We start from the raw sequence: 18,789 nt of genomic DNA, 5'->3' as shown, positions 1-18,789 counted from the left end.
CCCAAATCACAACGTGTCCCACTTTGACATGGGTCAAAAGCGCATCGCACAGACACCTTTTGTCACATGCGACCAGATTGCCGCCTGAGCCAAGCCACAAAAACCTTGACGGCAGGCCGCAGCGGTGCATCGCCGGTTACAATATGATAGCCTCGTTCGCCCGGTTCGCAAAACAGTTCGACAAGGCGACCCGCTTTTATGTCGGGTTCAACGAAATGCCGCGCCGTGACGGTCACCCCCTGCCCGGCCCGCAGCCCTTCAAGCACCAGATTGCCCGGCAACACGATACGACCGGCGCGGGGGCCATGTTCCACCCCTTGTCGGTTAAGCCACGAGGTCGCCTCGGTGGTTCCAAGCTCTTCAAGCCAGGGCAACTGGCTTAGTTCGTCCGGGGTCATCGACGCCCTGCCCTGCAGCAGCGAGGGCGCAGCGACGATCACGATCGGGCTTTGCAGCAACAGTTCCGATGTCATACCGGACCAGTTCCCATCCCCGTACCGGATCGCAACATCCACCCCGCCCGGGCGCAGGCTAACCAATTCCGGGGAGGGGTCCAGCACCAGAGGAATATCGGGATGGTCGAGCTGAAAGGCAGGCAGGCGCGGCATCAGCCACGAGGCCGCAAAAGACGCGGTCAGCGAGATGTGAACCGGACGATCTTCGGCCAGATGCATCAGGTCGGCCACCGCATCACCGATGGCACCAAATCCCAGATGCAGGGCACGGGCCAGTTTCTCGCCCTCGGGGGTCAGGGTCATGGATTTTCCGCTTCGGTCCAGCAACGCGGCACCCAGATGCTTTTCCAACGCGCGCAATTGCTGGCTGATGGCAGCGTGGCTGACATTCAGCTTTGTACCCGCCTGCACCACATTTCTCGTCTCCGCGAAGGCATTGAAGGCCTTCAGCGACGCAAGCGGTGGCATCTTCAACCAATCCATATGTAAGTCCACCTTACATTTTCACACATCAATTGAGTCGCATTTCCGCGCCCGCAGATCAATCTTGAATCCAGTTGGACCCACATTCAGGAGAGATCAGATGCTGTCTATTCTTGCCAGAACTTTCATGGTCGCCACCCAAACCGAGCCGCGCGACGAACCGCCAAAGCCAAAGTGGCTTTCTGATGATCACAGGTGGAAGAAAAGCTTGCGCGTCACAGGTTCGTGCTCCAAGTAATAGGTGCACTGGACCGGTACATTTTGGATTACTGGTCTGGAAATGTAGCACCGGCTGTTCAGGAAACGCGCGAACAGATGGAACAGCCGGTGCCTCAACCTTCGGGCGGCGAACCGTCCGAAGGTATTCTTTAAACCTTACTGACCACCACCAAGCTGGTGGACGTAAGCCGAGACAGCGCGAATCTGCGCGTCGGTCAGACGGTTTTCCCAAGCAGGCATCACACCAAAACGGCTGTAGGTGACCGTTTCGGTCAGAGCCTCTTCACTGCCGCCATAGAGCCAGATCGCGTCGGTCAGGTTCGGCGCGCCCTGGAAGACATCTCCTTTGCCGTCTTCGCCGTGGCAAGCCGCACAGTTGTCTTCGAAGACAACCTTGCCCGCCTGCGCCGCCGCATCGTCGGTCTGCGCATTGGTCAGCGACATGACATACTGAACCACCTGAGTGATTTCGTCTTGTTCAAGCATTTCGCCAAAGGCCGGCATCTCGGAATAGCGCGCATCATCGCTTTCCTCGTTCCGAATACCGTGGGCAATGGTGAACTCGATGTCCTCGAGCGTACCGCCCCACAGCCAGGCATCGTCCAGCAGGTTCGGGAAGCCAGTGGCACCCTGTGCCCCCGAGCCGTGGCACTGCGCACACCAGGTGCGGAACACAGCACCACCCGAGTTCACCGCGTATTGCTGCAACTCAGCGTCGGCCGAGATCTGCTCTAACGGCGTTTCGACCAGCTTGGCATTCCACGGTGCGTTGGCCTCTTCGAACGCCACCATATCCTCTTGCACGATTTCACGTGTGGACCAGCCCAGAACACCTGCAGTCGCCGAATGGACCAACGGCCAAGCCGGATACATGATCGTGTAGATCACGCCCCAGATGATGGTGGCGTAGAAGGTCCACAGCCACCATCGCGGCATTGGATTGTCGAATTCTTCGATGCCGTCCCAGGTATGTCCGGTTGTATTTGGATCGCCCGGCAGTTTTTCAGATGGTTTGCTCATTGCCGCGCCTCCTCGGATGTGGCCGGTTTGTCTTGATGCCGGAACGGGATGTTGGCGGTGTCCTTGTATTCCTTGCTGGCGCCAGGGCGGAAAACCCAGATGACGATGCCAACAAAGAAGGCAAACAAAAGCAACAGCATCCAGCTATCCGCGAATTGCCGTAAGAGAGTATATTCTTCCATCACACCCTCCTTAGCGGCTCGCGTCTGGGGTAAAGGTCGAAAAGTCGACCAGCGTACCCAGCATCTGCAGGTAAGCGACCAGCGCATCCGCTTCGGTCAGTTCGGGCTGACCGTCGAAGTTGCGAACGCTGACCTTGTCGCCATAGCGTTCCAGCAGCCCGTCATAGTCGCTGTCCGGATCAGCCTGCGCACGGAAGTCCGCCTGGGCGTTGGCCAGCATCTCTTCGGTATAGGGCGTGCCCACTACGGCGTTCGCCGCCATTACATCACCGATATACTTGCCGTCGATCTTGCGGTGCTCGAGGAAGCCGTATTTCGGCATCACCGATTCCGGCACAACCGACTGCGGATCACGCAGGTGGTCCACATGCCACTGGTCCGAATAACGGCCACCCACGCGTGCCAGATCAGGCCCGGTACGTTTGGAGCCCCACTGGAACGGGTGGTCGTACATCGACTCGGCCGCCAGCGAGTAGTGACCATAGCGTTCGACCTCGTCCCGCATCGGGCGGATCATCTGGCTGTGGCAGACATAGCAGCCTTCACGGATGTAGATCTCACGGCCCGCCATTTCGAGAGGGGTGTAAGGGCGCATGCCCTCCACCTTCTCGATGGTGTTCTCAAGATAGAAAAGCGGGGTGATCTGCACCAGGCCACCGATGGTCACGACCAGAAAGCTGAAGATCAGCAGGAGGGTCGCGTTGGTCTCGAGGATCTTATGTTTGTCGAGAATTGCCATAGCTACCGGCCCTCCTTATTCAGCCGGGACCGCGACGGTCAGGCTGGCCTCTTTGGCCGGCGCTTTCCGCACAGTCATCCACAGGTTGTAGCACATGATCACAGCACCAGCGACGAACAGGACGCCACCCAGAGCACGCACCACATACATCGGGAACTTGGCCGCCACGGTGTCGGCGAACGAGTTCACCAGGAAGCCGTTGGCATCCACTTCGCGCCACATCAGGCCTTCCATGATACCGGTCACCCACATCGACGCGGCGTAGAGCACGATGCCGATGGTGGCGAGCCAAAAGTGCCAGCTGACCATCTGCAGCGAATACAGACGTTCACGCTTCCACAGGACGGGCACGAGGAAGTACAGCGCACCAAAGGTGATCATTCCGTTCCAGCCAAGCGCGCCCGAGTGCACGTGGCCAATGGTCCAGTCGGTGTAGTGGCTGAGCGAGTTCACAGCGCGGATCGACATCATCGGACCTTCAAAGGTGGACATGCCGTAGAAGCCGACCGAGATCACCATCATCCGGATCACCGGGTCCGTGCGCAGCTTGTCCCAGGCGCCCGACAGGGTCATCAGACCGTTGATCATACCACCCCAGGACGGCATCCACAGCACAATCGAGAACACCATACCCAGCGTCGAAGCCCAGTCAGGCAGCGCGGTATAGTGCAGGTGGTGCGGACCAGCCCAGATATACAGGAAGATCAGCGCCCAGAAGTGGATGATCGACAGCTTGTACGAGAACACCGGACGTTCGGCCTGTTTCGGGATGAAATAGTACATCATGCCCAGAAAGCCTGCAGTCAGGAAGAAGCCCACAGCGTTGTGGCCGTACCACCACTGGATCATGGCGTCCTGTACGCCCGACCAGACGATGACCGATTTCGAACCCCAGATGCTGACCGGGATGGTCATGTTGTTGACCAGGTGCAGCATCGCTACGGTGACGATGAAGGCCAGGTAGAACCAGTTGGCCACGTAGATGTGCGGCTCTTTCCGCTTGACCACGGTGCCAAGGAAAACGGCCAGGTAGGCAACCCAGACGATGGTCAGCCACAGGTCAACATACCATTCAGGCTCAGCGTATTCTTTCGATTGGGTACCGCCCAGCACATAGCCCGTTGCGGCCAGCACGATGAACAGCTGGTAGCCCCAGAACACAAACCACGCCAGATTACCGCCCCACAGGCGCGCGGCACTGGTGCGCTGCACGACATAGAACGAAGTCGCGATCAGCGCGTTGCCGCCAAATGCGAAAATAACCGCCGAGGTGTGCAGCGGGCGAAGACGCCCAAAGTTCAGATAGCCCTGGGCCCATTCGAAGTTGAGCACCGGAAAGGCCAGCTGGAACGCAATAAAGGTTCCCGCCAGGAACCCGACTACGCCCCAGAAGGCGGTTGCGATCACGCCGTAGCGGACGACTCCATCCATGTATTCGCCCGAGCGATCCACGAGAATATCTGGCTCATCGGTATTTCTGAGCGTCCAGATGAACAAACCAACGGCGATCACCATCACCAGAATTGCGTGCACCTGATACGCCAAATCGCGTGCATAATTGGTTCCGATCGCAGCGAATATCGCGATCAGACCAAGCACGATCAGCTTGATGTAATTTGACATATTGCGTCCCTTTGCCATGCCCCGCGCGATTCTATCTGTGTCGCAGGGCTTATTTGACTGGCTGCTGTTTTGTCCGACAGAGGCCAGAACTGCTTTGATCTGTGTCAAGACAATAGCCTGATTTCTGTGACAATCGTATTCTGGCGGCTGGGTCATCAGGACGCAGTCAGACGCTTTGCAGGCACGAGGTCAAAATGGCTTACAAATCTCTTCTCACCGTCATGACGGACACAAGCCAAAGCGATCCGGCTCTGGCCCAAATGGCGGCGCTGGCATCCGCACAGGACGCGCATATCGAAGCGCTCTGCCTCGGTGTCGACCGCAGCCAGACCGGTTATTACTACGCCGGTGCTAACGCCTTGATTCTTCAGGAAACGCTAAATCGTGCCAATGCCGAAGCCGAGGAAATCCTGTCCTACGCCAAAACCTATCTGGGCAAGACCGACACCCGCTGGTCCGCCGAAAGCGGTGTAGCGCAGATATCGGACATCGGCCGCCATGTCGCCCATCGTGCGCGATTCTCCGACCTCGTCATCCTGCCACAACCTTATGGAGAGGATCGCGGCGCCGAGGCCGAACCCATCGTCGAAGCCGCAATGTTCGAGGGTCACGCGCCGGTTTTGATCGCACCGCAGGGCGCCACGCCCTTTGCACGACCCGGCACGATCCTGATCGGGTGGAACGAAAGCGTCGAGGCCATGCGTGCCATTCGCCGCGCCCTGCCGTTCCTGGTCGCAGCCGATCTGGTGCGCATCGTCGTCATCGATCCGCCACGCCACGGCCCCGACCGGTCTGACCCTGGCGGTTTGCTGTCACAGATGCTGGCCCGCCATGGCGTGAAATGCGAGATTGACGTGCTAAGCAAGACCATGACCCGCGTGTCGGATATCCTGAACCGGCACGCCGCGGACACCGAAGCGGACATGATCGTCATGGGCGCTTACGGCCACTCTCGGTTCCGTGAAGCCATTCTGGGTGGTGCGACCCGGAACATGCTGGAACAATCCTCGGTGCCGGTTTTCCTGGCCCATTGAGGTAAAGGTGATCACAATAGCCGTCCCTCGGGGGCGGTTTTCCTATCGCTTCACCAGCCCGATCAGGAACAGCAGGATCACTGCCCCGACCGTGGCGAAGAAGATCGATGAGAACACTCCACCGCCCACGGCAAAGCCGAGCGCCGGGAAGATCAATCCTGCAAGAAACGCGCCGACGATGCCAACAATGATGTTGCCGATCAAACCAAAGCCACGGCCTTCCATGATCTTGCCCGACAGCCACCCGGCGATTGCGCCGATGAACAGCATCGCCAGAATGCTACTGAATCCCATGGTTCACTCCTGAAGATCGCTTCACCCGGACCCAGTAAAGCACGGTGTGCAGCCTCAGTCACGCCGCAAGCGTGTCAGACCAGAAACCCACCATCCGAGTCGTCTCCCGCCTCTTCCATCAGGCGCCCCATATCCGGGATCGTGACATGGCGCTTGCCTTCCAGCAGAATGACCTGTTCCTTTTTCAGGGCCGAGATCTGACGGCTGACTGTTTCCAGCGTCAGGCCTAGATAATCCGCCATCGCCTCGCGGGTCAGGGGCAGGTCGAACACGATCGGGCCGGCATTGCCCTTCTGGTGGATCGAGGCGTCGCGGCGGGCGATGATCGAAAGCAGGCTGGCGATCTTTTCGCGCGCGGTCTTGCGCCCCAGCACCAGCATCCATTCGCGCGCCGCGTCCAGTTCGTCGAGCGTCATCTGCAACAGACGATGCGCGATATGCGGCGTTTTGCTCATCAGGTCTTCGAACGGCTTTTTGCGAAAGCAGCACATGACCAGATCAGTTGTCGCCAGCACGTCATAGGGCGCAGAATCACGCCCCGGCCGACCGACGAAGTCGCTGGGCAGCAATAGGCCGACCATTTGCGTGCGCCCGTCTTCCATTGTCTGTGTCAACGATGCGATACCCGACACGACAGAGCCGACAAAGTTCATCTGATCCCCGGACCAAATAATCGTCTGCCCCGCTTCAAAACTGCGGTAATACTTAATACCTTCAAGCTCTTCCAGCTCATTCGCATCGCAGTGCGCGCACACTGCGCGATGCCGGATAGGGCAGTCTCCACAGTTCGTATGGTCGATCTTGAATATCGGTGTCATGCGCGTTTCCACTTGATCTCGGTCAAAGCATCTGGCCGGGTCGTCCCTTAAACGTATCGCCATGATAGTGAAACCACAATTGGCAAAGCTTGGACTATTTGACGCGAAAGTCCCGCGTTACACAAGCTACCCCACTGCTCCCCATTTCAGCAATGATGTGGGGGCAAGTCTTTATGGTGACTGGATTTCCGGCCTCAAGCCCGGCAGTTCCGTATCGCTGTATATCCACGTCCCATTCTGCCGCAGGCTGTGCTGGTTCTGCGCCTGCCGCACGCAGGGCACGCAGACAGACAACCCGGTCATCGCTTACGTGGATGTACTGAAGGCCGAGCTGGACCTGCTGGCCGAGCGCCTGCCCGAAGGTGTCACCCTGTCGCGCCTGCATTGGGGCGGTGGTACGCCGACCCTGCTGAACCCGGATCTGATGCGCGATCTGGCAGCGCGGATTCTGGAGGTTGTGCCGCTGGGGCCGAACGCCGAATTCTCGGTTGAGATCGATCCGAACGAGATCGACGAAGGCCGTCTGGACGCGCTGGCCGAGGCTGGCATGAACCGCGCCTCGATCGGGGTTCAGGATTTCGACGATGAGATTCAAAAGACCATCGGGCGTATACAAAGCTATGACACCACCCGCGAAGCCGTGGACATGATCCGCGCGCGCGGGATCAACAGCCTTAATGCCGACATCCTGTATGGCCTGCCGCATCAGACCAAGAACCGGATGACGGAAAGCGTGCAGAAACTGCTGTCGCTCAGCCCGGATCGGGTGGCGCTGTACGGTTACGCCCACGTACCGTGGATGGCCAAGCGGCAACAGCTGATCCCGTCCGATGCCCTGCCCACCCCCGAAGAGCGGCTGGACCTGTTCGACACCGCCCGCCGCCTGTTCATGTGGGACAACTACGCAGAGATTGGCATCGACCACTTTGCCACGCAGGACGATGGTCTGACCCATGCGCTGAAAGCCGGGCGGCTCAAGCGGAACTTCCAGGGCTATACCGACGACCAGGCCGAAGTTCTGATCGGTGTCGGCGCCAGCTCGATCTCGCGTTTCCCGCAAGGCTATGCGCAGAACGCTCCCGCGACCTCCGCCCATACCAAGGCAATCCGCGAGGGGCGCTTTTCAACTTCGCGCGGGCACCTGTTCAAAGGGCAGGACATCCTGCGTGCCCGGTTGATCGAAGCGTTGATGTGCGATTTCCAGATCGACAGCGCCGAGATTCTTCGCGACCACAATATCTCCGCTGCCGAACTGCAAAGCATGTATCAAGACGCCAACAGCGCCTTTGACGGGTTGTTGCGCATCACCGAGCACGGGTTGTTCATCCCGCCCGAGGCGCGTCCGCTGACCCGCATGATCGCGCGCAGTTTCGACGCCTATGATCTAAGTAAAGCCGGCCACAGCTCAGCAATCTGACCCGCCAAGAGGTCAGGGCTTGACGCGACGGGTCGGTTTTTCACACACTTGCAGGGCGGGCGACATCTCGCCCGCACCTGAGGCAGGCCGAGTAACAGACAATAGCGCCGACGCATTCGCGTAAGGCTTTCCTTTTCGTGCAGTTGATCTGCAATTTGAAAGAGGGACAGCACCTATGCGCGTTTTCACCGTCCTCGGCCCCAGCCAATCGGGCAAAACCACCCTGGTCGAGGCTATAAGCCGCCTCGACGACCGGCCCACCACATTCGACGTATCCGGAACCGTGCATTTGCACGGTTTTTCTTACTTGAACGAGCCCTGGTGCGCCATCGACGTAGATGGCGGCGGCGACAATCTGGCCTATGTCGGCCCGGCCATGGCAATCTCGGACGCCGCCGTAGTGGTCGTACCGCCCGACCCGAACGCCGCCGTCCTATGCGCCCCGTACCTGCGGCTCGTTGAAGAGGCGGGAATCCCCTGTTTCCTGTTCATCAACCGCATGGACAATCCAAATGGACGCATCCGCGACATCATTGCGGCGCTTCAGACCTATTGTACCCAGCACATCGCCCTGCGACAGGTGCCGATACGCGAAGGCGACACGATCATCGGCGCGGTCGACCTGATCTCGGAACGGGCTTGGAAGTACCAGGAAGGGCAACCCTCGGCCCTGATCGAACTGCCGCAATCGGTCGAAGACCGCGAGCAGGAGGCCCGCACCGAGTTGCTGGAAACCCTGTCAGATTTCGATGACCACCTGTTGGAGCAACTGATCGAGGACAAGCAACCCCCCAGCGCCGAGGTCTATGACCTGGCCGCGCAGGTGCTGCAAAACCATCAACTGATCCCGGCCTGCCTGGGCGCGGCCAGCCATGGTAACGGCCTGACCCGCCTGATGAAGGCGCTGCGGCATGAGGCACCCGAATTCGATATCGCTGCCGACCGTGACGAAGCAGCCGAGAATGCCCGCGCCATTGCCGGATTTGCTGATGTCAAGAAGCATATCGGCAAGATCGTCGTGCTGCGCGGGCTGGGCGATGGCGTAAAAGCGCATGAGAATCTGGGCGGTGAGACCGTGGGGAACCTGACCACGCTTGACGCCAAAACCCAGATATCCGATCTGCCCGCCGGGCAAATCGGGCTGGCGGTAAAATCCGACCACCTGAACCCCGGCAATCTCTATGACAGTACCGAGGCGACGCCTTTACCGGAATGGGCGTCGTCCCATCCCGTCGCCTTCCGTCAAATCGTGTCCCCCGCGCATGAACGCGATGACGTGAGACTGTCGAACGCATTGAACCGTCTGGTCGAGATCGACCCGGGCCTGCATCTGGATCAGGATGAACTAAGCGGCCATGCAGTTTTGGGCTCGCAGGGTCCGCAGCACATGCGGCGCGTCACCGCCAAGCTGGCCGAGGATTTCGGTATCGAGATCGCGGCCGATCAGGTTGAAACCGCCTATCGCGAAACCATCCGCGCGCCCGTCGAACATCGCCACCGCCATCGCAAGCAATCCGGTGGCGCGGGGCAGTTTGCCGACGTGGTGATCTCGGTCGCTCCGATGCCGCGGGGTGCGGGCTTCCAGTTCGAGGAGATCGTCAAGGGCGGCGCGGTGCCCAAGAACTATATCCCCTCGGTCGAGCACGGCGCCAAGGACGCGCTGGCACAAGGCCCCGAGGGTTTCCCGGTGGTCGATGTGAAAGTCACGCTCAGCGACGGCAAGCACCACAATGTGGACAGTTCGGATTATGCCTTCCGCACAGCTGGCAAAAACGCCGTTCGTGAGGCCCTGCCGCAAGCCAAACCGGTGGTCCTGCAACCGATCCTAAACGCCGAAATTCACCTACCCTCGGATTTCGTCGGCGATCTGGTTCCGACCATCAGTTCGCTGCAGGGTCAGGTTCTGGGATTTGAAGGCAACCCCAACGCCTCGGGCTGGGAGATTTTCAACGCTCAACTGCCCGCCGTGGCCGAGGATGAACTGCACCGCACTCTCGCCAGCGCCACACGCGGCACTGGCTGGGTCAAGCTGAGCTTTGATCACTACGAGGAGTTGCGTGGACCAGTGCCGAAATCTGCATCGCGCGAAACGGCAAACGCACACTGACATTTCCAGAATTCCTCTGATCGGCACACCGGTCAGAGGGCCTCCGGGACCACGTCCCTTTTTTTAAGAACGAGTTAGAAAGGAGTCTTTGTTATGGGGTATGCAAAATCCGTCCTGAGCACAGCTGCCGTAGTTTCCTTGGTACTACTTGCCGGTGTCGGCAACTGATCCCCAGCAAATTGCACAGTTGTTTTCCGGCAAAACGTCAAACTGGAGCCGTGGCAGCAAGTTTTATTGGGCTCCCAACGGTGTCATGCACGGCGTCGGCAAGAGTGGAAACTCCATCGGTATCGGTAAATGGTACGTCACCAACAAAGGAAAACTGTGCAACGAAACGACTTGGTATTGGCCTGAGAACGGTCAAACAAAGTCAGAATTGTACAATCAGTGCTGGGAGTTCGTGACAGCGCCAGACGGAACCATTTGGGAACGTTACCTTCCTGAGAAATCCGATTGGTACCGGCACAAGTACGAAAAGCAGGTCAAAGGCGACACCCAAAAGAGCAAATTCAACAAGATCAAAAAAGATCTGGGGCTTTGATCTCTGGCCGGGCGGGTCACTACCCGCCCTACCCCGCCGCTGCGATCAGTTCGCGGGTATAATCTGTCTGGGCGTTTTCGAACAAATCCTCGGCCGTGCCCATTTCGATCACATCACCGTTCCGCATGACGATCACACTGTGGGACATGGCGCGGACAACCTTCAGGTCATGGCTGATGAACAGATAGGCCAGACCGTATTTCCGCTGAAGGTCGCGCAGCAGGTCAACAATCTGCACCTGCACCGTCATGTCCAGCGCGCTGGTCGGTTCGTCCAACACCAGCAATTTGGGCCGCAGCACCATGGCCCGCGCGATGGCGATGCGCTGGCGTTGCCCACCCGAGAACTCATGCGGGTAGCGGTCCATCGCCGCTGGGTCGAGCCCCACTTCTGTCATCACCTCAGTGACCAACTCACGCGGGGCACGGTGCGGGTCGACTTTGTGGATCGCCAACCCTTCGGCAATGATCTGCTGGCAGGTCATCCGCGGACTGAGGCTGCCGAACGGGTCCTGAAACACGATCTGCATGTCCTTGCGCAGCCGCCGCAGCTGACGCGTGGACCAGCGGCGCACGTCCTGGTCCCGGAAGGTAATCCCGCCCTCGGATGCGATCAGCCGCATGATGGCCAACGCCAGCGTTGTCTTGCCCGAGCCGCTTTCACCGACAATCCCAAGCGTTTCACCTGCACGAACGCTCAGCGTCGCATCGTTGACAGCTTTCACGTATCCGACCGTGCGCTTCAGAAATCCGCGCTGAATCGGAAACCAGACCTTCAGGTGGTCAGTCCGCGCAACTTCTTCTGCCTCTGGCGCGACCGGGTCCGGATGGCCCGAGGGTTCGGCCCCCAGCAGCTTGCGCGTATAGGGATGTTGCGGGTTGTCGAAAATCTCGGCAGTAGCGCCGGTTTCTACGATCTTGCCGTCCTTCATCACGCAGACCCGGTCAGCGATGCGCCGCACGATACCAAGGTCATGGGTGATGAACAGCATCCCCATGTTCTCGGATTTCTGGAGCTCGGCCAGCAGTTCGAGGATCTGCGCCTGAATGGTCACATCCAGCGCGGTTGTGGGTTCATCCGCGATCAGAATGTCGGGCTTGTTGGCCAAGGCCATGGCAATCATGACCCGTTGCCGCTGCCCACCCGACAGCTGATGCGGATAACTGTCCAGCCGCTCGCGCGGATCACGTATACCGACCTTGGTCAGCAGTTCCACAATTCGCTCGCGCGCCGCGTCACCGGTCAAACCCTGGTGCAGAGCCAGCGACTCGGCCATTTGCTTCTGGATCGTGTGCAGCGGGTTGAGCGAGGTCATCGGTTCCTGAAAGATAAAACTGATGTCGTTGCCGCGCACGTCCATCAGCTTGTCTTGCGAGGCACCGATCATCTCGTCGCCATCGTATTTCACTGATCCCTCGACAATGGCGCTGTCGCCCAGCAACGAGACGGTGGACAGGGCGGTGACGGATTTGCCCGAGCCGGATTCGCCCACCAGAGCCACTGTCTCCCCCCGATCAACGGTGAAGGACACACCCTTGACCGCCGCGCTGATTTGTCCGTCCTGCCGGAACGAGACCTTGAGGTTGTTCACTTCCAGCAGGCTCATGAGAAGGTCTTTCTGGGATCAAACGCATCGCGGACGCCTTCGAAAATGAAGACCAGAAGCGACAGCATGATGGCAAAGGTGAAAAAGGCGGTGAAGGCCAGCCACGGCGCCTGCAGGTTCTGTTTCGCCTGAAGCGTCAGTTCCCCTAGCGACGGGGCCGAAGATGGCAGGCCGAAGCCCAGAAAATCCAGCGAGGCCAGGCCGCCAATGGTACCCGTTACGATAAACGGCATAAAGGTCAGTGTGGCCACCATCGCATTGGGCAGCATGTGCCGGAACATGATCGTCATGTTGCCCACGCCCAGCGCCCGCGCGGCGCGCACGTATTCCAGGTTCCGCGCCCGCAGGAACTCGGCCCGCACCACACCCACCAGACCGGTCCAGCCAAACAGGATCATCAGCGCCACCAACAGCCAGAAACTGCGCCCCAGAATGGCGAACATGATGATGATCACGTAAAGCGATGGTGTGGCCGACCAGATTTCGATGATCCGCTGGAACACTAGATCCAGCCAGCCGCCAAAGAACCCCTGGATGGCGCCCGCGAAGATGCCGATCATACTGGCCACACCCGTGACGACGAGGGTGAACAAAATGGACAGACGGAAGCCGTAGATCACCCGCGCCAGCACGTCCCGCTTGGTGTCATCCGTGCCCAGCAGATTCTGCCCATTGGGTGGCAGAGGCGCAGCACCGGGGCGATCCACGCTCGTGCTGTAGGAATAGGGGATCAGAGGCCAGATGGACCAGCCACGTTCGAATCCATCCGCCTGGAATGTGCCTGCCTTGATGTCATCGATGATCCCTTCGGGATCGTCGAAACACGATTCCAGCCCGCCGCTGTCGATCAGGCATTGTACCTCGGGGTCGCGATAGATCGCTTCCGTCTGGAAATCACCGCCGAACTCGGTCTCGGGGTAGAAGTTGAAGATCGGCGTATAGAACTCACCCCGGTATTTGACCAGGATCGGTTTGTCATTGGCGATAAACTCGGCAAACAGCGACAAGCCGAATAGCACCGAAAAGATGATCAACGACCAGAACGCCCGACCATTGCGCCGGAAATTGCGCCAGCGGCGCTGGTTGAGGGGGGACAATGCCATTTACCCCTCCCGCTTTTCGAAATCGATACGCGGGTCGACCAGCACATACATCAGGTCGCTGATTATGCCGACAACAAGGCTCATCAGGCCAAAGATGAACAGCGTTCCGAAGATCACCGGATAATCCCGCGCAACGGCGGCTTCAAAACCCAGACGACCCAGACCGTCCAGCGAAAAAATGGTCTCGATGATGATCGAGCCACTGAAGAACACACCGATAAACACCGCCGGAAAGCCCGCAATCACGATCAGCATGGCATTGCGGAAAACATGGCCGTACAGCACCTTGCCCTCGCTCAGGCCCTTGGCGCGGGCGGTCATGACGTATTGTTTCTTGATCTCGTCCAAAAACGAGTTCTTGGTCAGCAGGGTCAGCGTCGCAAAAGCAGAGATTGTCAGGGCAATCACCGGCAGGGTGATGTGCCAGAAATAGTCGGCAATTTTGCCAAACAGACTGAGGTTGTCCCAATTGTCCGAGGTCAGCCCCCGCAGCGGGAAAATCTGCCAGTAAGAGCCGCCGGCGAACAGCACCAGCAGCAGAATGGCAAACAGGAAGCCGGGGATCGCATAGGCCACGATGATGGTGCCACTGGTCCAGGTGTCAAAGCGTGACCCGTCCTTGACCGCCTTACGGATACCCAGCGGAATCGACACCAGATAAGCGATTAGCGTCGACCACAACCCCAGCGAAATCGACACCGGCATCTTTTCCAGCACCAGATCAATCACGCTGATCGAGCGGAAATAGCTCTGCCCAAAATCCAGCGTCATATAGTTGCCCATCATTGTGAGAAACCGCTCGACCGGAGGTTTGTCGAAGCCAAATTCCTTTTCCAGTTCTTCGATGAATTCCTTCGGCAAACCACGGGCGCCGATATATTCGCTGTCCGAACCAAAGGTCTCTTCGGCCGGCGCACCCTCGCCTCCGGCGAAACCTGCGAACACGTCACCTTCGCCCTGCATCTGAGCCAATATCTGCTCGATCGGGCCGCCCGGCACAAATTGCACCAGGGTGAAGTTCACAATCATGATTCCAAGTAGCGTCGGTATGACCAGCAAAAGCCGGCGAAGAATATACGCGCCCAAATCGGTTACCTCACCGCGCCAGCAGCTTTCAGTTTCTGGTACTTCTCTTCGTTAAACCACCAGAAGTCAAACTGCCCGACTGCCAGCGGCGGCAGGACTTCGGGATGTTCGAACATGTCGTAGTAAGCGACCCACGTATCCGAGACATATCCGGTTGGGACTTGAATTCGGAGATACCGCAAAACACGGTCCAGAGATTTCAACGCAGCGATCTCTTCCTCACGGGATTTCGTGTCCAGGGATGCATCTATGATGGCGTCTACAAGCGGTTCCTGCAGGGATTGAGGGTTATAGGAAGAAACAACTGCGGTCTCAGACCCATAGGCTTGCTTTAACCCGGTGCCCGCTTCCAGAAACGGCTGGTTTCGGAAAAAGATCATGTCGAAATCTTTGTCGTAGTACCGCTGAATCCACTGTGCGCTGTCGATTTTTTCGACTGTCACCGCTACGCCAAAGCTTTCCAGACTTGCTGCGTAAGTCGTCACAATGGCCTCGGCCGTGTCTGACGACGAGGCGTTGAGCATAATAGTGATCTTAAGCGGATTGCCGTGCGCGTCCTGCAGTTTACCGCTACTCGACACCGACCAACCGGCCCCTTCGAACAGCTTCAGGGCCTTTCGCTTGTTGCGGCGGTCCACCGTACGATCCGCATTCGAGGTATGGGCAAGCACCGCCTCTTGCGTGAAAAGCTCTTCGGGAACGATATCACCCAAAGACCGCAAGAAAGCTGTTTCCATCTCGTCGGGCAAACCATCTGCCGCGACTTCCGAGTTTTCGGCGAATGAATGGCGTGGTTCCGTCAGCCCAAACTGAAGGGATTCGGACGTCCATTCAAAGTTGAACGCCAGCCCAAGCGCCTCGCGGACCTTGATGTTGTCAAACGGGGCACGTTGCATGTTGAAGATGAAACCCGATGGTGAAGGAGGCGTCATAACGGGAATGCTCTCACGCTTTACATAACCGTTCTGCACCGCCGGAAAATCGTACCCGGTGGCCCATTTCTTGGTGCTGCCTTCTTCGCGGAATGTGTAGATGCCAGCTTTGAACGCTTCGAACTCGGCGGAATCATCGGCAAAGTATTCGACCCGCACGGTTTCAAAGTTGTGCCGACCAACGTTGATCGGCAGGCGCCAACCCCAATAGTCGGGGTTTCGGCGATAAACGATGTAGCGGTTTATTTCATAATCATCAAGCACATAAGGTCCGCTTCCCATCGGTGTCACGAGGCTTTGCTTATCCAAGCGCTCGCCGGTTTTTTCGTACCAGGCTTTCGAGAATACGGGCGTTCCGCCAACCTGAGAGATAAGTGATCGGCGCGAGATACCGTCAACGAAATTATACTTGATCGTGTGATCATCAATGATCTCGTACCCTTCGATGCGCTGCTTAACGGCCCGCGCATAGCTGCGAATGCCCTGATCGAGGAACAGGTCATGGGTGAACGCTGCATCATGCGCTGTCAGCGGTGTACCATCGGCAAAACGAGCCTCGGGCCGCATATAGAAGATGCACCATTCCTTGCTGCTGGGGTATTCGACGGCTTCTGCCAGCAGACCATAGGCTTCTGTAATTGAGTCTGCAGGCGAGGCCGATCCAAATGGGCTGTCACCAAACATACTTTCCGCGATCAATCCGGAGTAGAGACCCGCTTTGCCCTGCCAGTTGAAGCGGTTCATGCCATCGAAGGTTCCTCGCGAAGCAACCGAAATCTCGCCTCCGATCGGAGCGTTCGGGTTCACGTAATCGAAATGCTTGAAGTCCGGCGGGTATTTGAGGTCGCCAAAGAACGAATACCCATGCGCGCGAATGATTTCAGGTTCCGCCGCACCTGCTGCGAACCCCGGCACTGGCGCAAGCGTTGACGTCAGGAGGCCGCCGCCCAGCATCTGCAACGTGGTTCTGCGGTCGATCTGGAACCCCGCGCCCGAAACACTTTTTTTCGCCATGGCTGCCTCTCCTGATTATCCGGTCAGTTTATATCTTGCGCGCGCCAGCTAAATGACCAGCACTGTCAGGTTCAAGTTTAGAATGCGTGAACGCTTTGTGAAGATGTCGTTAGGCAAAAATAAAGCCGCTGCGCGGGGCAGCGGCTTTGAAACTCGGTGCGGTCGATCAAAGGATCAGTTGCCGATGGTCTGCAGATAAGCAATCAGGTCGGCGCGCTCCTGCGGCTTTTTCAGGCCGGCAAAGCTCATGGAAGTGCCCGAGATATAGCTTTTCGGGTTGGCCAGGAATGCGTCCAAAGCTTCGGGTGTCCAGTTGCCGCCATGAGCCTGCATCCCGGGCGAATAACCGCCGAAGCCGTTCGCCGACGCGACCGGACGATCCACAACGCCGTACAGATACGGGCCGGTGCCGTTGGCACCATCTTCAAGCTTGTGGCAAGCCGAGCATTTGCGGAAGACTTTTGCGCCCTTGTCCGGATCGGCAGCGGCCAGCATGTCTTCGAATACCACCTCTTCGCCGTCGGCGCTTTCACCCGCGCTTTCGGTTTCGATGATATATGAGGCCGTCTCGCCATGCCCATCGGCATGGTACAGCGCCTCGGCGCCCCATTTTGCCAGAAGCAGCACCAGGAAGGTGCCAAACAGGCCTGCGGCGGCCTTGGTAACTGTCATCGTGTCGAACATTGATCGCGAGTCCATTTCAGCTGTCTGCGGGGTGTCTAAGGCTTCCCCTCGCAAGAGGCAAGGTATAGACACCGCGACTAAACGCCCAATTCTGGAACTTGTTGCACGGAATCGATCAAATGACCAATCGTATCGCATTTCAGGGGGAACCCGGTGCCTATAGCCACGAGGCCTGCCGCAATGCGCGCCCCGATATGGAGGCCCTGCCCTGCCGTACGTTCGAAGATGTGATCGAATCGGTGCGCGCGGGCGAGGCGGATCTGGCGATGCTGCCGGTCGAAAACACGACCTATGGCCGGGTGGCCGATATTCACCGCCTGTTGCCGCACAGCGGGTTGCATATCATTGATGAGGCCTTCGTGCGTGTGCACATCAACCTGCTGGCGGTGCCCGGTGCTACGCTGACCGACATCACCGAGGCGCATTCGCATCTGGTCCTGCTGCCGCAATGCGCCGGGTTTCTTAAGAAACACAAAATCCGCGGCCGGGTCAGCCCCGACAACGCCCGCGCCGCGCGTGAGGTGTCAGAGCAGGGTGAACTGCACTCGGCGGCGCTGGCCAGCGAACTGGCCGGCGAAATCTATGGCTTGAACGTGCTGGCTCGTCACATCGAGGATCAGGACAACAACACTACCCGCTTTCTGGTCATGTCCCGGCAGGCGGACCTGTCCCAGCGTGGCCCCTATGGCATGATCACCAGCTTTGTCTTTCAGGTGCGCAACATTCCGGCGGCGCTGTACAAGGCGATGGGAGGCTTTGCCACAAACGGGATTAACATGACCAAGCTGGAAAGCTACATGGTCGATGGATCGTTCACTGCTACGCAGTTCTATGCCGATATCGTCGGTCATCCAGACGACCACAATGTGCAACTGGCCATGGACGAGCTGGAGCACTTCACAACCAATGTTGAAGTGCTGGGCGTTTATCCCGCGGCGCATCCGCGCGGATAAGTCTTGAAATATCAACGGATACTGTAGGTCTTGCAGACAGAGTCGTCGTGCGACCTGTAGTCGATGAAACCCATGGCCGCATAATAGGCCAGACCTTCTAAATTTGTTGCGGCAATGGTCGCGTCAATCGCAGGAAGTCCTATTGCTCTTGCCACTTCCAGTGTCGCTTCAAACAAACACCGCCCAATGCCTTGGCGCGCGGCAGAGGGGCGAATATGCGTTCCGATGACACCGCAATCGACAGGTGCACCGTAAGGGTTGTTATCCACCGCTCGCTTCAACGATTGAAACCCCAGAATGCGCGCGCCTGAAAGTGCCACGTGGCATTTTATCTGTTCCGGGTGGGCCACATAATGCGCTTTAGCGAATTCCGGATCGCAGGGTTTACTGCGCTTTCCAGCGGCTGCAATCTCCCGCAAAACCTCTGAGATACCCTCGGCGTCATCCACAGCCGCCTGCCTGACAATCAGGTTTTCCAT

Annotated in this window: 18 protein-coding genes; 5 read left to right on the top strand and 13 right to left on the bottom strand. The window is 58.3% G+C overall.

From position 1 onward, the window contains the following. Positions 1-62: 62 nt before the first annotated feature. The 5 genes from ACR1XY_RS19115 to ccoN form a co-directional block, all read right to left on the bottom strand. The gene (locus ACR1XY_RS19115) at positions 63-938 is read right to left on the bottom strand and encodes a LysR family transcriptional regulator (protein ID WP_480595515.1); all 876 of its coding nucleotides are present in this window, start codon (positions 936-938) and stop codon (positions 63-65) included. Between the two features lie 375 nt (positions 939-1,313). After that, positions 1,314-2,177: a cytochrome-c oxidase, cbb3-type subunit III gene (gene ccoP, locus ACR1XY_RS19110; protein ID WP_480595514.1), complete on the bottom strand. Its 864-nt coding sequence runs from the start codon at positions 2,175-2,177 to the stop codon at positions 1,314-1,316. Beyond that, complete coding sequence (locus ACR1XY_RS19105) at positions 2,174-2,359, bottom strand: cbb3-type cytochrome c oxidase subunit 3 (protein ID WP_170328812.1); 186 nt, start codon at positions 2,357-2,359, stop codon at positions 2,174-2,176. The genes ccoP and ACR1XY_RS19105 overlap by 4 nt, the downstream gene beginning before the upstream one ends. A 10-nt stretch (positions 2,360-2,369) precedes the next feature. Continuing rightward, positions 2,370-3,098: a cytochrome-c oxidase, cbb3-type subunit II gene (gene ccoO / locus ACR1XY_RS19100; protein WP_480595513.1), complete on the bottom strand. Its 729-nt coding sequence runs from the start codon at positions 3,096-3,098 to the stop codon at positions 2,370-2,372. A gap of 15 nt (positions 3,099-3,113) precedes the next feature. Next, a complete protein-coding gene (gene ccoN, locus ACR1XY_RS19095) occupies positions 3,114-4,721 on the bottom strand; it encodes a cytochrome-c oxidase, cbb3-type subunit I (protein ID WP_480595512.1) in 1,608 nt (535 codons plus the stop codon). Between the two features lie 194 nt (positions 4,722-4,915). Here ccoN and ACR1XY_RS19090 point away from each other — a divergent pair, with 194 nt between their 5' ends. After that, positions 4,916-5,755: a universal stress protein gene (locus ACR1XY_RS19090; RefSeq protein ID WP_480595511.1), complete on the top strand. Its 840-nt coding sequence runs from the start codon at positions 4,916-4,918 to the stop codon at positions 5,753-5,755. A gap of 42 nt (positions 5,756-5,797) precedes the next feature. Here ACR1XY_RS19090 and ACR1XY_RS19085 read toward each other — a convergent pair whose 3' ends face one another. Both ACR1XY_RS19085 and fnrL read right to left on the bottom strand, forming a co-directional pair. After that, entirely contained in the window at positions 5,798-6,049 is a 252-nt protein-coding gene (locus ACR1XY_RS19085; RefSeq protein ID WP_480595510.1) for a GlsB/YeaQ/YmgE family stress response membrane protein, read from the bottom strand. A 74-nt stretch (positions 6,050-6,123) separates the two neighbouring features. Then, positions 6,124-6,867 (bottom strand): transcriptional regulator FnrL, encoded by a 744-nt coding sequence (gene fnrL, locus ACR1XY_RS19080; protein WP_480595509.1) that lies wholly within the window; start codon positions 6,865-6,867, stop codon positions 6,124-6,126. Between the two features lie 61 nt (positions 6,868-6,928). Between fnrL and hemN the strand changes: the two genes are divergently transcribed. The 3 genes from hemN (at position 6,929) to ACR1XY_RS19065 (ending at position 10,932) form a co-directional block, all read left to right on the top strand. Next, positions 6,929-8,284: an oxygen-independent coproporphyrinogen III oxidase gene (gene hemN / locus ACR1XY_RS19075; RefSeq protein WP_480595508.1), complete on the top strand. Its 1,356-nt coding sequence runs from the start codon at positions 6,929-6,931 to the stop codon at positions 8,282-8,284. A gap of 175 nt (positions 8,285-8,459) precedes the next feature. After that, on the top strand, positions 8,460-10,391 hold the full coding sequence (locus ACR1XY_RS19070) for an elongation factor G (protein ID WP_480595507.1): 1,932 nt from the start codon (positions 8,460-8,462) through the stop codon (positions 10,389-10,391). Between the two features lie 154 nt (positions 10,392-10,545). Next, positions 10,546-10,932, top strand: coding sequence for a DUF995 domain-containing protein (locus tag ACR1XY_RS19065; protein WP_480595506.1), 387 nt, complete (start codon positions 10,546-10,548; stop codon positions 10,930-10,932). A gap of 28 nt (positions 10,933-10,960) precedes the next feature. Here the strand turns inward: ACR1XY_RS19065 and ACR1XY_RS19060 are convergent, their stop codons facing one another. The 5 genes from ACR1XY_RS19060 to ACR1XY_RS19040 all read right to left on the bottom strand — a co-directional run bounded on the left by ACR1XY_RS19060 (position 10,961) and on the right by ACR1XY_RS19040 (position 17,357). Beyond that, complete coding sequence (locus tag ACR1XY_RS19060) at positions 10,961-12,538, bottom strand: ABC transporter ATP-binding protein (protein ID WP_480595505.1); 1,578 nt, start codon at positions 12,536-12,538, stop codon at positions 10,961-10,963. Next, positions 12,535-13,641, bottom strand: a complete 1,107-nt coding sequence (locus ACR1XY_RS19055; protein ID WP_480595504.1) for an ABC transporter permease — start codon at positions 13,639-13,641, stop codon at positions 12,535-12,537. The genes ACR1XY_RS19060 and ACR1XY_RS19055 overlap by 4 nt, the downstream gene beginning before the upstream one ends. Continuing rightward, complete coding sequence (locus tag ACR1XY_RS19050) at positions 13,642-14,727, bottom strand: microcin C ABC transporter permease YejB (protein ID WP_480595503.1); 1,086 nt, start codon at positions 14,725-14,727, stop codon at positions 13,642-13,644. Between the two features lie 5 nt (positions 14,728-14,732). Then, a complete protein-coding gene (locus ACR1XY_RS19045; protein ID WP_480595502.1) occupies positions 14,733-16,673 on the bottom strand; it encodes an extracellular solute-binding protein in 1,941 nt (646 codons plus the stop codon). Between the two features lie 174 nt (positions 16,674-16,847). Continuing rightward, a complete protein-coding gene (locus ACR1XY_RS19040) occupies positions 16,848-17,357 on the bottom strand; it encodes a c-type cytochrome (protein WP_480595531.1) in 510 nt (169 codons plus the stop codon). A 119-nt stretch (positions 17,358-17,476) separates the two neighbouring features. Here ACR1XY_RS19040 and ACR1XY_RS19035 point away from each other — a divergent pair, with 119 nt between their 5' ends. Beyond that, positions 17,477-18,310 (top strand): prephenate dehydratase, encoded by an 834-nt coding sequence (locus tag ACR1XY_RS19035; protein WP_480595501.1) that lies wholly within the window; start codon positions 17,477-17,479, stop codon positions 18,308-18,310. Positions 18,311-18,321: 11 nt separating this feature from the next. Here ACR1XY_RS19035 and ACR1XY_RS19030 read toward each other — a convergent pair whose 3' ends face one another. Further along, a complete protein-coding gene (locus ACR1XY_RS19030) occupies positions 18,322-18,789 on the bottom strand; it encodes an N-acetyltransferase family protein (RefSeq protein WP_480595500.1) in 468 nt (155 codons plus the stop codon).

The organism is Ruegeria sp. AD11(2025) (genome assembly GCF_056542405.1).
Note: the sequence above shows the minus strand (reverse complement) of the source record. Positions and strands in the feature narration are given on the sequence as shown.

Coding starts and splice junctions, on each gene's coding strand:
- ACR1XY_RS19115 (WP_480595515.1), bottom strand. CDS start 938: ATGGATTGGTTGAAGATGCCACCGCTTGCGTCGCTGAAGGCCTTCAAT.
- ccoP (WP_480595514.1), bottom strand. CDS start 2,177: ATGAGCAAACCATCTGAAAAACTGCCGGGCGATCCAAATACAACCGGA.
- ACR1XY_RS19105 (WP_170328812.1), bottom strand. CDS start 2,359: ATGGAAGAATATACTCTCTTACGGCAATTCGCGGATAGCTGGATGCTG.
- ccoO (WP_480595513.1), bottom strand. CDS start 3,098: ATGGCAATTCTCGACAAACATAAGATCCTCGAGACCAACGCGACCCTC.
- ccoN (WP_480595512.1), bottom strand. CDS start 4,721: ATGTCAAATTACATCAAGCTGATCGTGCTTGGTCTGATCGCGATATTC.
- ACR1XY_RS19090 (WP_480595511.1), top strand. CDS start 4,916: ATGGCTTACAAATCTCTTCTCACCGTCATGACGGACACAAGCCAAAGC.
- ACR1XY_RS19085 (WP_480595510.1), bottom strand. CDS start 6,049: ATGGGATTCAGTAGCATTCTGGCGATGCTGTTCATCGGCGCAATCGCC.
- fnrL (WP_480595509.1), bottom strand. CDS start 6,867: ATGACACCGATATTCAAGATCGACCATACGAACTGTGGAGACTGCCCT.
- hemN (WP_480595508.1), top strand. CDS start 6,929: ATGATAGTGAAACCACAATTGGCAAAGCTTGGACTATTTGACGCGAAA.
- ACR1XY_RS19070 (WP_480595507.1), top strand. CDS start 8,460: ATGCGCGTTTTCACCGTCCTCGGCCCCAGCCAATCGGGCAAAACCACC.
- ACR1XY_RS19060 (WP_480595505.1), bottom strand. CDS start 12,538: ATGAGCCTGCTGGAAGTGAACAACCTCAAGGTCTCGTTCCGGCAGGAC.
- ACR1XY_RS19055 (WP_480595504.1), bottom strand. CDS start 13,641: ATGGCATTGTCCCCCCTCAACCAGCGCCGCTGGCGCAATTTCCGGCGC.
- ACR1XY_RS19045 (WP_480595502.1), bottom strand. CDS start 16,673: ATGGCGAAAAAAAGTGTTTCGGGCGCGGGGTTCCAGATCGACCGCAGA.
- ACR1XY_RS19040 (WP_480595531.1), bottom strand. CDS start 17,357: ATGTTCGACACGATGACAGTTACCAAGGCCGCCGCAGGCCTGTTTGGC.
- ACR1XY_RS19035 (WP_480595501.1), top strand. CDS start 17,477: ATGACCAATCGTATCGCATTTCAGGGGGAACCCGGTGCCTATAGCCAC.
- ACR1XY_RS19030 (WP_480595500.1), bottom strand. CDS start 18,789: ATGGAAAACCTGATTGTCAGGCAGGCGGCTGTGGATGACGCCGAGGGT.